The 12,372-nt window shown below is 61.5% G+C and carries 9 protein-coding genes; all 9 read left to right on the top strand.

Features of this window, described 5'->3' with window-relative positions; all coding sequences use genetic code 11:
• The first annotated feature begins 6 nt into the window (after positions 1-6).
• The 9 genes from rnhB (at position 7) to ispD (ending at position 12,090) form a co-directional block, all read left to right on the top strand.
• Entirely contained in the window at positions 7-657 is a 651-nt protein-coding gene (gene rnhB / locus TRP66_RS20495) for a ribonuclease HII (protein ID WP_333406715.1), read from the top strand.
• A gap of 66 nt (positions 658-723) precedes the next feature.
• Positions 724-4,245 carry a DNA polymerase III subunit alpha gene (dnaE, locus tag TRP66_RS20490; protein WP_333406555.1) on the top strand — a complete coding sequence of 1,174 codons (3,522 nt, stop codon included), beginning with the start codon at positions 724-726 and terminating at the stop codon, positions 4,243-4,245.
• A 117-nt stretch (positions 4,246-4,362) separates the two neighbouring features.
• Entirely contained in the window at positions 4,363-5,310 is a 948-nt protein-coding gene (locus TRP66_RS20485; protein WP_333406553.1) for an acetyl-CoA carboxylase carboxyltransferase subunit alpha, read from the top strand.
• A gap of 73 nt (positions 5,311-5,383) precedes the next feature.
• Positions 5,384-6,721 (top strand): tRNA lysidine(34) synthetase TilS, encoded by a 1,338-nt coding sequence (tilS, locus tag TRP66_RS20480; protein ID WP_333406551.1) that lies wholly within the window; start codon positions 5,384-5,386, stop codon positions 6,719-6,721.
• 264 nt (positions 6,722-6,985) lie between these two features.
• On the top strand, positions 6,986-8,617 hold the full coding sequence (locus TRP66_RS20475) for a CTP synthase (RefSeq protein ID WP_333406548.1): 1,632 nt from the start codon (positions 6,986-6,988) through the stop codon (positions 8,615-8,617).
• A 15-nt stretch (positions 8,618-8,632) separates the two neighbouring features.
• Complete coding sequence (gene kdsA, locus TRP66_RS20470) at positions 8,633-9,478, top strand: 3-deoxy-8-phosphooctulonate synthase (protein WP_333406546.1); 846 nt, start codon at positions 8,633-8,635, stop codon at positions 9,476-9,478.
• Positions 9,479-9,615: 137 nt separating this feature from the next.
• Positions 9,616-10,905: a phosphopyruvate hydratase gene (gene eno, locus TRP66_RS20465; protein ID WP_333406544.1), complete on the top strand. Its 1,290-nt coding sequence runs from the start codon at positions 9,616-9,618 to the stop codon at positions 10,903-10,905.
• A gap of 182 nt (positions 10,906-11,087) precedes the next feature.
• Entirely contained in the window at positions 11,088-11,372 is a 285-nt protein-coding gene (gene ftsB, locus TRP66_RS20460) for a cell division protein FtsB (protein WP_333406713.1), read from the top strand.
• Between the two features lie 4 nt (positions 11,373-11,376).
• On the top strand, positions 11,377-12,090 hold the full coding sequence (ispD, locus tag TRP66_RS20455) for a 2-C-methyl-D-erythritol 4-phosphate cytidylyltransferase (protein ID WP_333406543.1): 714 nt from the start codon (positions 11,377-11,379) through the stop codon (positions 12,088-12,090).
• Positions 12,091-12,372 lie beyond the last annotated feature (282 nt).

The following is a 12,372-nucleotide window of genomic DNA, read 5'->3' as shown; positions in this document are numbered from 1 at the left end:
TCATCGATGCAAATGGGCCTGGATTTCAATCTGGTCGAAGACCTGGTGGCCGGAGTCGACGAAGTGGGTCGCGGACCGCTGTGCGGCGCCGTGGTCACGGCCGCGGTCATTCTCGATCCGGCTCGCCCGATCCTGGGGCTCAACGATTCCAAGAAGCTCACCGAGGCCAGGCGGGAACGACTGTTCGACGAGATTCGCGAAAAGGCCCTGTGCTGGTTCATCGCGCGGGCCGAGGTTGAAGAGATCGACAGTCTCAACATCCTGCACGCCACCATGCTCGCCATGAAGCGCGCCGTCGAAGGCCTGAGCATTACCCCAAAGCTGGCGTTGATCGACGGTAATCGCTGCCCGCAACTGTCGGTGCCGTCCGCGCCGGTCATTCAGGGTGACGCCAAGGTGCCGGCCATCGCCGCAGCCTCGATTCTCGCCAAGGTCAGCCGTGACCGGGAAATGTCCGCTCACGAACTGGTCTATCCCGGTTATGGCATGGGCGGCCACAAGGGCTACCCCACGCCGGTGCACCTCGAAGCGCTGGCCCGCCTGGGGCCGACGCCGATTCATCGCCGCTCGTTCGCTCCGGTCAGAGCCGCCTACGAGGCGCGGGAAGCGATGCTGGCGACTGCGCCGGGCATGTCCTTCGGTCTGCTTCAGAACTGACGTTTGCCGCAGGGATCGCTACAATCCCGACCTCCGTTTTTCGTGTCTACCCGCTATAGGATCACCATGCCGGCTTCTTTCGTTCATCTGCGCCTGCACACCGAATATTCGCTGGTCGATGGCCTGGTGCGGGTCAAGCCACTGGTCAAGGCGCTGACCGCCATGAATATGCCGGCGGTAGCGGTGACCGACCAGAACAACATGTGCTCGCTGGTCAAGTTCTACAAAGCGGCGCAGGGCGCGGGTATCAAGCCGATCTGCGGCGCCGACCTGTGGCTCGCCGGGCGCGACGCCGATGCTCCCCTGAGCCGGATCAGCCTGCTGGTGATGAACCCGCTGGGCTACCGCAATCTCACCGAGCTCATTTCCCGCGGCTTCATGGACGGGCAGCGCAACGGGCTGGTCATCGTTCAGCCGGAGTGGGTCGCCGAAGCCAGCGAAGGTCTGATCGCACTGTCTGCGGCAAAGGAAGGCGAAATCGGCATGGCGCTGCTGGGCGGCAACCCTGGCGAGGCCGACGAGTTGCTGCGCAAATGGATGGCAGTGTTTCCTGATCGCTTTTACATCGAAGTGCAGCGCACCAATCGCGCCAACGACGAGGAACATCTGCATGCTGCGGTAGCGCTGGCCGAGCGCCACGGCGCGCCACTGGTCGCCACCAACGACGTGCGCTTCATCAAGCAATCCGATTTCGAGGCCCACGAAACCCGCGTGTGCATCGGCGAAGGTCGCGCCCTCGACGACCCGCGCCGTTCGCACAACTACAGCGACCAGCAATACCTGAAAAGCGCGGAAGAAATGGCCGAGTTGTTCAGTGATCTGCCCGAAGCGCTGGAAAACACGGTCGAAATCGCCAAGCGCTGCAATATCGACGTCAAGCTGGGCACCCACTTCCTGCCCAACTTCCCGATTCCTGATGGTATGACCATCGATGAGTATTTCCGCAAGGTGTCGTTCGAAGGACTCGAAGAGCGTCTGGCGGTACTGCTGCCCAAGGACACCACCGAAGACTACGAAGCCAGGCGTCAGGTCTATGTCGACCGGCTGAATTTCGAGCTGGATATCATCATCCAGATGGGCTTCCCCGGATACTTCCTGATCGTCATGGACTTCATCCAGTGGGCCAAGAACAATGGCGTGCCGGTCGGCCCTGGCCGTGGTTCGGGCGCGGGATCGCTGGTGGCTTACGTACAGAAGATCACCGACCTCGATCCTCTGGAATACGACCTGCTGTTCGAACGCTTCCTCAACCCCGAGCGGGTTTCCATGCCCGACTTCGACGTCGACTTCTGCATGGATGGCCGCGACCGGGTGATCGAGTACGTGGCCGAGAAGTACGGCCGCAACGCGGTGAGCCAGATCATTACCTTCGGTTCGATGGCGGCCAAGGCAGTGGTGCGCGACGTGGCGCGCGTGCAGGGCAAGTCCTATGGACTGGCGGATCGTCTGTCGAAGATGATTCCGTTCGAAGTGGGCATGACTCTCGAAAAGGCCTATGAGCAGGAAGAAATCCTGCGCGATTTCCTCAAGGTGGATGAGGAAGCGGCTGAAATCTGGGAAATGGCCCTCAAGCTTGAAGGCGTGGTGCGTAACGTCGGCAAGCATGCGGGGGGCGTGGTCATCGCGCCCACCAAGCTGACCGACTTCTCGCCGATCTACTGCGACGAGGAAGGCGACGGCCTGGTGACCCAGTTCGACAAGGACGACGTCGAGGCGGCCGGTCTGGTGAAGTTCGACTTCCTTGGCCTGCGGACGCTGACGATCATCGACTGGGCACTCAAGACCATCAACCGCGACCGCGCCAAGACCAACGAAGAACCGTTGGACATCGCGTTCATTCCGCTGGACGACCTGCCGACCTACCAGCTGCTCCAGCGTGCGGAAACCACGGCGGTGTTCCAGCTTGAATCCCGAGGCATGAAAGAGCTGATCAAAAAGCTCAAGCCCGACTGCCTGGAAGACCTGATCGCACTGGTGGCGCTGTTCCGTCCCGGCCCGCTGCAATCGGGCATGGTGGACGACTTCATCAACCGTAAACACGGCAGGGCGGAACTGTCCTACCCGCACGTCGATTACCAGTACGAAGGCCTCAAGCCGGTGCTGGCACCGACCTACGGCATCATCCTGTATCAGGAACAGGTGATGCAGATCGCCCAGGTAATGGCCGGCTACACCCTTGGCGGCGCGGACATGCTCCGCCGCGCGATGGGCAAGAAAAAGCCCGAGGAGATGGCCAAGCAACGTGGCGGCTTCATCGAAGGCTGCAAGTCCAACAACATCGATCCGGACCTGGCCGGTAATATTTTCGACCTGGTGGAGAAATTCGCCGGTTACGGCTTCAACAAGTCTCACTCCGCGGCCTACGGACTGGTGTCCTACCAGACCGCGTGGCTCAAGACGCACTACCCGGCGCCGTTCATGGCCGCGGTGCTGTCGGCGGACATGCACAACACCGACAAGGTCGTGACCTTGATCGAAGAAGTGCGCACCATGAAGCTGCGCCTCGACGCGCCGGACGTGAACATCTCCGAGTTCAAGTTCACGGTGAGCGACGATGGCCGGATTCTCTATGGTCTGGGTGCGATCAAGGGTGTGGGCGAAGGACCAGTGGAAGCCATCACCGAGGCGCGGCAGAACGGTCCGTTCAAGGACCTGTTCGACTTCTGCGCCCGTGTCGATCTCAAGCGGGTCAACAAGCGTACGCTGGACGGCCTGATCCGCAGCGGCGCGCTCGACCGGCTGGGTCCGTACTTCGAACTGGAGCCCAAGGCTTATCAGGCCAATATCGACCGTAACCGTTCGGTGCTGCTGGCTGCGCTTGAAGAAGCGATACAGGCCGCGGAACAGACCGCGCGCAGCCATGACAGCGGTCACTCGGACCTGTTCGGCGGCCTGTTCGTCGAGGCCGATGCCGATGTCTACGCCAATCATCGCCGGACCCGCGAGCTGAGCCTCAAGGATCGTCTGCGCGGCGAGAAGGAAACTCTGGGTCTGTATCTGACCGGTCACCCCATAGACGAATATGAAGGCGAGATCCGGCGTTTCGCCCGCCAGCGCATCATTGACCTCAAACCGGCGCGGGACACGCAGACGGTGGCGGGGCTGATCATTGCCCTGCGGGTCATGAAGAACAAGAAGGGCGACAAGATGGGGTTCATCACCCTGGACGACCGCTCGGGACGAATCGAGGCCTCGCTGTTCGCCGAAGCTTTCCACACGGCGCAGTCGCTGCTGCAGACCGATGCTATGGTGGTAGTGGAAGGCGAGGTGAGCAATGACGATTTCTCCGGCGGCCTGCGTCTTCGCGCCAAGCGGGTGATGAGCATCGAGGATGCACGCACCAATCTCGCCGAAAGCCTGCGGGTGACGGTGCATGCCGATGCGCTCAAGGGCGACCGGTTGCGCTGGCTCGGGGACCTGTGCAAGAAACATCGCGGCGCGTGCCCGATCACTGTCGACTACACCGGCCAGGACGCCAGGGCATTGCTGCAGTTCGGCGAAGCCTGGCGGATTGATCCGGCCGACAGCTTGATTCAAGCTCTGCGTGACCAGTTCGGACGTGAGAACGTCTTCCTGCAGTATCGCTGAAGCTGTAGGCTCAGCCCTGAATTTAAAATATCGACCTGACCGCGCCCGTTTCCCATTGGAAGGGCGCAGACGGATCAACCGGCCGGCCTCTTGGCCGTCGACCCAAGACGGATGCCTATGAACCCGAATTTTCTTGATTTCGAACAGCCTATCGCTGACTTGCAGGCCAAGATCGAAGAACTGCGCCTGGTGGGTAACGACAACTCGCTGAACATCAGCGATGAAATCTCCCGCCTGCAAGACAAGAGCAATACGCTCACCGAAAGTATCTTCGGCAACCTGACCAGCTGGCAGATCGCGCGCATGGCGCGTCACCCGCGTCGTCCCTACACCCTGGATTACATCGAGAACATTTTCACCGAGTTCGAAGAGCTGCACGGCGACCGTCATTTCTCCGATGATGCCGCGATCGTAGGCGGCACCGCTCGTCTCGATGGTCAGCCGGTCATGGTGATCGGTCATCAGAAAGGCCGGGAAGTTCGTGAGAAGGTGCGCCGCAACTTCGGCATGCCGCGTCCCGAGGGCTACCGCAAGGCTTGCCGTCTGATGGAGATGGCCGAGCGCTTCAAGATGCCGATCCTGACCTTCATCGACACGCCGGGCGCCTACCCGGGCATCGACGCCGAAGAACGCAACCAGAGCGAGGCCATCGCCTGGAACCTGCGCGTCATGGCGCGCCTGAAAACGCCGATCATCGCGACCGTGATCGGTGAAGGCGGTTCGGGCGGCGCGCTGGCGATCGGCGTGTGCGACCAGCTGAACATGCTGCAATATTCGACCTATTCGGTGATCTCGCCGGAAGGCTGCGCCTCGATCCTCTGGAAAACTGCGGAAAAGGCGCCGGACGCAGCCGAAGCCATGGGCATCACGGCCGAGCGCCTCAAAGGCCTGGGTATCGTCGACAAGGTGATCAACGAGCCGCTGGGCGGCGCGCATCGTGACCCGGTAGCCGCCTCGGCCACCATTCGCGAAGAGCTGGGCAGCCAGTTGGCCATGCTGCGTGAACTGGACAACGACGCGCTGCTCAAGCGTCGTTACGACCGTCTGATGAGCTACGGCCTCTGATGGCATCGCCAGCAAGCTGGCTCCTGTAGGAGCCAGCTTGCTGGCGATAACCGGTTCAGGATGATGCATTCACATGACCCGCCCCGCACCCACCGGTCATGACCTCCCCGCCAGGGTCCTGCAGTCCCTGACCCCCTGGCGTAAAGCGCCTGTCTGGCACGTGGGATTCTCCGGCGGCCTGGATTCCACTGTTCTGCTCCACGTGCTCGCCACTCTGTCCCGGCAGCAACCTCTTCCTCCCCTCAACGCCATCCACATCCACCACGGACTGCAAGCGGCGGCCGATGCCTGGCCTGCGCACTGCCGCGTGGTGTGCGAAGCGCTGGGCGTTCCCCTGCAGGTGATTCATGTCGAGGTCGCGAAGGGCGCCAGTCTCGAACGCGCGGCTCGGGAGGCGCGTTACGCCGCGTTCACAGACGCGCTGGGCGAGGGCGAGCTGTTGCTCACCGGCCAGCACCGGGACGATCAGGCTGAAACCGTGTTGTTTCGCCTGTTGCGCGGCGCGGGAGTACGGGGTCTGGCGGCCATGGCATCACAGCGCGCACTGGGCAGGGGTACGCTGGTCCGCCCGCTTCTGGGCGTGTCACGGGCCGAGCTGAAGCGTTATGCGCATCTTCATGACCTGAGCTGGATCGAGGACCCGAGCAACGGGGATGAGCAGCATGCGCGCAATTTCCTGCGCAACCAGGTCATGCCTCTGTTGAGTGAGCGCTGGCCTCAGGCGGGACAGAGCATGGCACGGACCGCCGCGCACTTGCGCGAGGCACAGGAACTGTTGGAAGCGCTGGCGGAAGAAGATCTGCGCGCTGCTCGTCCCCGCACACCCTGGGCGATGCTCGGCTTGCCGGTATTGGCGCTTGCTCCGCTGGCGGCACTTTCGCCGGCGCGTCAGCGCAATGCGCTGCGCCACTGGCTGGCCGGTTTCACCCGCCTCCCGGACACCGATCACTGGGCAGGGTGGGAATCCTTGCGAGACGCAGGCGAAGCAGCACGTCCGGTCTGGGCGCTGGCCGATGGCGGGTTGCACCGCGCCGACACTCATCTATGGTGGTTGCCCGACAGCTGGCCCATGCCGGCGCAGACCCCGGCGCCATGGCCTGCGCCGGACCGCGCCCTGGCTCTTGCGGGTAACGGTCATGTAACGCTCACGGGAAATATCCCGGGCGGCGCGCTGGAAGTGCGTTACCGGGTGGGCGGTGAGATCCTGTCGATGCCCGGTCGTGGACGGCGTGATCTCAAGCGCCTGCTCAACGAGCGCGGGGTGCCTGCGTTCGTCCGCGGCCGATTGCCGCTGCTGCATGCCGACGGACAGTTGGTCGCGGTCGCCGGCATCCCCGGCCTGGACGGCCACAGTGCTGGAAACTGGCGTTTACAGTGGGTCGCACCGACGAGCGACCAATGTTTGAGCTGAAAGGGGCTTTCAGGTAGACTACGCTCCCTTCTTGATACAGCTTCTGTCGACTCTTTTCGAGCGACATGAGTTGCCGGTTACCAACCAGTGTTTGCTGGGCGATTCTTAAAATGTGGCGCGCAATGGACAGGCTTATGGCCGGTCGGTTTCAACGCAGCAGTTTCGGGAGTGCACCGTGAATTTCGTCGGTAATCGGGGGCTTCGGCCTTCCTTCGCTTTCCCCGGCGGCTCTGACCGCTTTAACGCAGACTTCTAGGGTTTTTCATGACGCGCTACATCTTCGTCACGGGCGGTGTTGTTTCTTCATTGGGGAAAGGCATTGCCTCGGCTTCATTGGCGGCCATCCTGGAGGCGAGGGGGCTTAAGGTCACCATGCTCAAGCTGGACCCCTACATCAACGTGGACCCGGGCACCATGAGCCCGTTCCAGCATGGTGAAGTCTTCGTCACCCATGACGGCGCCGAGACCGACCTCGATCTGGGTCACTACGAGCGGTTCATCCGCACCACCATGACCCAGAACAACAACTTCACCACCGGCCGTGTCTACGAACACGTCCTGCGCAAAGAGCGCCGTGGTGATTACCTGGGCGCGACCATTCAGGTCATCCCGCACATCACCGACGAAATCAAACGCCGCATCATCAAGGGCGCCGGCGATGCCGACGTTGCGCTGGTCGAGATCGGCGGCACCGTGGGCGACATCGAGTCGCAACCTTTCCTCGAAGCCATTCGCCAGTTGCGCGTGGAAGTCGGTTCCAAGCGCGCGATGCTGATGCACCTGACGCTGGTTCCGTACATCGCCACCGCAGGCGAAACCAAGACCAAGCCTACCCAGCACTCGGTCAAGGAGCTGCGCTCCATCGGCCTGCAGCCTGATGTGCTGATCTGCCGTTCCGATCATCCGGTCGACGTGTCCTCGCGTCGCAAGATCGCGTTGTTCACCAACGTTGAAGAGCGCGCGGTCATTTCTCTGGAAGACGTCGACACCATCTACAAGATCCCGGCTGTTCTGCACGCCCAGGGCCTGGACGATTTCGTCGTCGAGCGCTTCGGTCTGCAATGCAATGGCGCGGACCTGTCCGAATGGGAAAAGGTCGTCGATGCCAAGCTCAATCCCGAGCATGAAGTCACCATCGCGATGGTCGGCAAGTACATGGAGCTGCTCGATGCGTACAAGTCGCTGATCGAAGCGATGAGCCACGCCGGCATCACCAACCGTACCAAGGTCAACCTGCGTTACATCGATTCCGAAGACATCGAGAATCAGGGCACCGGCCTGCTCGAAGGCGTGGATGCGATCCTGGTTCCAGGCGGCTTCGGTCTGCGCGGTGTCGAAGGCAAAATCACGGCGGTGCAGTTCGCTCGCGAGAACAAGGTGCCTTACCTGGGTATCTGCCTGGGCATGCAGGTGGCGGTCATCGAGTTCGCGCGTAATGTGCTGGGCTGGAAAGATGCCAACTCCACTGAGTTCGATCGCAATGGCGCGCATCCGGTCGTGGGTCTGATCACCGAATGGGCCGACGCCACCGGCGCGGTCGAAACCCGCACCGAAGCATCCGACCTGGGCGGCACCATGCGTTTGGGCGCGCAGGAATGCCAGCTGGAAGCCGGCTCGCTGGTGCATGCGTGCTACGCGAGCGATGTCATCGTCGAGCGTCACCGTCACCGCTATGAAGTGAACAACAACCTGCTGCCGCAGCTGATCGAAGCGGGCCTGAAAATCTCGGGTCGATCCGGCGATGGCGCGCTGGTTGAAGTGGTCGAGGCTCCGGATCATCCATGGTTCGTCGCTTGCCAGTTCCACCCAGAGTTCACCTCGACTCCCCGTGACGGGCACCCGCTGTTCAGCGGCTTCGTCAAGGCAGCGCTGGCTCAGCATCAGAAGAACACCTGACAGAGATTCCAGGAAATGGCTCAGAAAATCATTCGCGTAGGTTCCATCGAGATTGCCAACGACAAGCCCATGGTCTTGTTCGGTGGCATGAACGTGCTCGAATCCCGCGACATGGCGATGCAGGTCTGCGAAGAATACGTACGGGTCACCGAGAAGCTCGGCATCCCCTACGTGTTCAAGGCCAGTTTCGACAAGGCAAACCGTTCCTCGGTCAACTCCTACCGGGGGCCGGGCATGGAAGAGGGCCTGCGGATCTTCGAAGAGATCAAACGCACCTTCAACGTGCCGCTGATCACCGACGTCCACGAGCCGCATCAGGCGGCTCCGGTGGCCGAAGTCTGTGACATCATCCAGCTGCCGGCCTTCCTGTCGCGCCAGACCGATCTGGTCGTGGCGATGGCCAAGACCGGCGCGGTGATCAACATCAAGAAAGCCCAGTTCCTCGCGCCTCAGGAAATGAAGCACATCCTGACCAAGTGCGAAGAGGCAGGTAATGATCAGTTGATCCTCTGCGAGCGGGGCTCCAGCTTCGGTTACAACAATCTGGTCGTGGACATGCTCGGCTTCGGCATCATGAAGCAGTTCGACTATCCGGTGTTCTTCGACGTGACCCACGCCCTGCAGATGCCGGGCGGGCGCTCCGATTCCGCCGGCGGCCGCCGCGCCCAGGTGCTGGATCTGGCCAAGGCCGGCCTGAGCCAGAATCTGGCGGGGTTGTTCCTTGAAGCCCACCCGGATCCGGACAATGCCAAATGCGACGGTCCATGCGCCTTGCGCCTGGACAAGCTGGAGCCCTTCCTGGCCCAGCTCAAGTCACTGGATGAACTTGTGAAAAGTTTTCCGATCGTAGAGACCGCTTGATCAGGTTCTCCGGTAAAGTGCCGTTCCCCGTCATTCGTGACGGGGTCGTCGTATTCGGGCTCTGCCTTTTTAGTGCCTGATCATCGTTTACGTTTCCCAGCTGTGTCGTTTACGTCAATCTTGGAGTGTTTACAACAATGGCAAAAATCGTCGACATCAAAGGTCGTGAAGTTCTCGACTCCCGTGGCAACCCCACCGTGGAAGCAGATGTACTGCTCGACAACGGCATCATCGGCACAGCCTGTGCGCCGTCCGGTGCTTCAACCGGCTCGCGCGAAGCGCTCGAGCTGCGCGATGGCGACAAGAGCCGTTATCTGGGCAAGGGTGTCCTCAAGGCTGTGGCGAACATCAACGGTCCGATCCGCGACCTGCTGCTGGGCAAGGACCCGGTGGACCAGAAGGCACTGGACCAGGCGATGATCACGCTGGACGGTACCGAAAACAAGGCAAGCCTGGGCGCCAACGCGATTCTCGCCGTGTCTCTGGCCGCGGCCAAGGCGGCCGCTCAAGACCAGGATCTGCCGCTGTACGCGCACATCGCCAACCTCAATGGCACTCCGGGCGTATATTCGATGCCGGTCCCGATGATGAACATCATCAACGGCGGCGAGCATGCCGATAACAACATCGATATCCAGGAATTCATGGTTCAGCCGGTCGGCGCGAAGACTTTCGCCGACGCACTGCGCATGGGCACCGAGATTTTCCATCACCTCAAGGCCGTGCTGAAAGCCCGTGGCCTGAACACTGCGGTCGGTGACGAAGGTGGATTCGCGCCTAACCTGGCTTCCAACGAAGACGCCCTGGGCGCGATCGCCGAAGCCGTTGCCAATGCCGGCTACAAGCTGGGCACTGACGTGACCCTGGCTCTGGACTGCGCTGCCAGCGAATTCTACGAAGGCGGCAAGTACAACCTGTCGGGCGAAGGTCAGTCTTTCGACGCCGCCGGTTTCGCCGACTACCTGGCGGGCCTGACCAGCCGCTACCCGATCATTTCTATCGAAGACGGTCTGGACGAATCCGACTGGGCTGGCTGGAAAGTCCTGACCGACAAAATCGGCGAAAAAGTGCAACTGGTCGGTGACGACCTGTTCGTGACCAATACCAAGATCCTCAAGGAAGGCATCGACAAAAAGATCGCCAACTCGATCCTGATCAAGTTCAACCAGATCGGTACCCTGACCGAAACGCTGGAAGCCATCCAGATGGCCAAGGCCGCCGGTTATACCGCCGTGATCTCGCACCGCTCGGGCGAAACCGAAGACTCCACCATTGCCGATCTGGCCGTGGGTACCGCCGCCGGCCAGATCAAGACCGGTTCGCTGTGCCGCTCCGACCGCGTTTCCAAGTACAACCAGCTGCTGCGTATCGAAGAGCAGCTGGGCGCCAAGGCCGTCTATCGTGGTCGCGGTGAGTTTCGCGGTTGAGCTGTAAATGTTAAAAGACATCCCGTGTTGCAGTGAAAGCGCGAAACTGCGCTGAGCTGCAACATGGCGCGGACGCTTCCCGTGTTTTCGGGAGTGATTGAGCCTGACCTATGTCAGGCTCAATGCCCTTGGTCGTTTGCTCATCGTGTCGGCTCTGCAGTCTTTTTTACCGGGTACCTGATATTTCAATGCGCAGTCCTAACTGGTTGTTCCTCGTGCTGATCCTGCTGCTGGCCGGTTTGCAGTATCGCCTGTGGGTGGGCAATGGCAGTCTGGCCCAGGTCGCCAGCCTGACTCAGCAGATCGCCGACCAGCATGCCGAGAATGAAAGTCTGCTGGAGCGTAACCGCGTGCTGGACGCCGAGGTCATGGAGTTGAAAAAAGGTCTGGAAACCGTCGAAGAGCGGGCCCGGCACGAGCTGGGCATGGTCAAGGACGGCGAAACCCTCTACCAGCTGGCGCAATGACCCGATGAAAGCCTTTCTTCCTGCCTTCTGGGCAGTCATTCCTGCGGCGGGCGTGGGCGCTCGCATGGCAGCCGATCGTCCCAAGCAGTACCTGCAACTGGGCGCTCTCACTATTCTCGAACACAGCCTGCTGTGTTTTCTCGATCATCCGCGCCTCAAGGGGCTGGTCATCAGTCTGGCCGCGGATGACCCGTACTGGCCCGCGCTGCCTTGCGCTCTGGATTCCCGCATTCAACGGGTAGACGGTGGCAAGGAACGCTCGGACTCAGTGCTCAATGCGTTGCTGCATCTGCATGCCCAGGGCGCCAGCGATGACGACTGGGTGCTGGTGCACGATGCTGCGCGTCCGAACCTGGCGCGCAGCGATCTGGACAATCTGCTGAGCGAGCTGGCGGACGATCCGGTCGGCGGCTTGCTTGCCGTGCCGGCGCGGGACACGCTCAAGCGCGTCGGCCTCGACGGTCGGGTCGCCGAAACCGTGGATCGCAGTCTGATCTGGCAAGCGTACACGCCGCAGATGTTCCGGCTTGGCGCACTGCATCGCGCGTTGGCCGATGGCAAGGTCTCCAACGTCAGCATTACCGACGAAGCATCCGCCATCGAGTGGGCCGGGCAGTCGCCGCGTCTGGTGGAAGGCCGGTCCGACAACATCAAGGTCACCCGCCCGGAGGATCTTGAATGGTTGCGGCAGCGGCGGGGCGATTTCGGGCGGCGGTAGGCCTTCCCACTCGTAGACCGCCCGCCGCCATAGCGCCGCGCTGTCCGGCAGCAGACAAGGGGATCGCATTGCCTGCGACGGAGGCAACACCGATATCGTTGAGGTGGCGCGAACCCGGCTTGCGAGCATATCCATTATCGCGTGTGCTGGACCTCCTGGTTCCGGCCCTTACGGCCGGGTCACTTTCCTTTCGGGGAAAGTAACCAAAGCCTGGACTGACCCCCAAAAGTTGGACGAGAAACGTTAAAAATTCATCGCCTGTGTTCGAAATTGTACCGGACT

Source organism: Pseudomonas sp. JDS28PS106 (assembly GCF_036706555.1).
In the GTDB taxonomy this organism is placed as follows: Bacteria; Pseudomonadota; Gammaproteobacteria; order Pseudomonadales; family Pseudomonadaceae; genus Aquipseudomonas.
This window is presented reverse-complemented; position numbering and strand designations above follow the sequence as displayed.

Excerpts from the sequence above, each read along its gene's own strand:
- rnhB (WP_333406715.1), top strand. The coding sequence starts at position 7 with ATGCAAATGGGCCTGGATTTCAATCTGGTCGAAGACCTGGTGGCCGGA.
- dnaE (WP_333406555.1), top strand. The coding sequence starts at position 724 with ATGCCGGCTTCTTTCGTTCATCTGCGCCTGCACACCGAATATTCGCTG.
- TRP66_RS20485 (WP_333406553.1), top strand. The coding sequence starts at position 4,363 with ATGAACCCGAATTTTCTTGATTTCGAACAGCCTATCGCTGACTTGCAG.
- tilS (WP_333406551.1), top strand. The coding sequence starts at position 5,384 with ATGACCCGCCCCGCACCCACCGGTCATGACCTCCCCGCCAGGGTCCTG.
- TRP66_RS20475 (WP_333406548.1), top strand. The coding sequence starts at position 6,986 with ATGACGCGCTACATCTTCGTCACGGGCGGTGTTGTTTCTTCATTGGGG.
- kdsA (WP_333406546.1), top strand. The coding sequence starts at position 8,633 with ATGGCTCAGAAAATCATTCGCGTAGGTTCCATCGAGATTGCCAACGAC.
- eno (WP_333406544.1), top strand. The coding sequence starts at position 9,616 with ATGGCAAAAATCGTCGACATCAAAGGTCGTGAAGTTCTCGACTCCCGT.
- ispD (WP_333406543.1), top strand. The coding sequence starts at position 11,377 with ATGAAAGCCTTTCTTCCTGCCTTCTGGGCAGTCATTCCTGCGGCGGGC.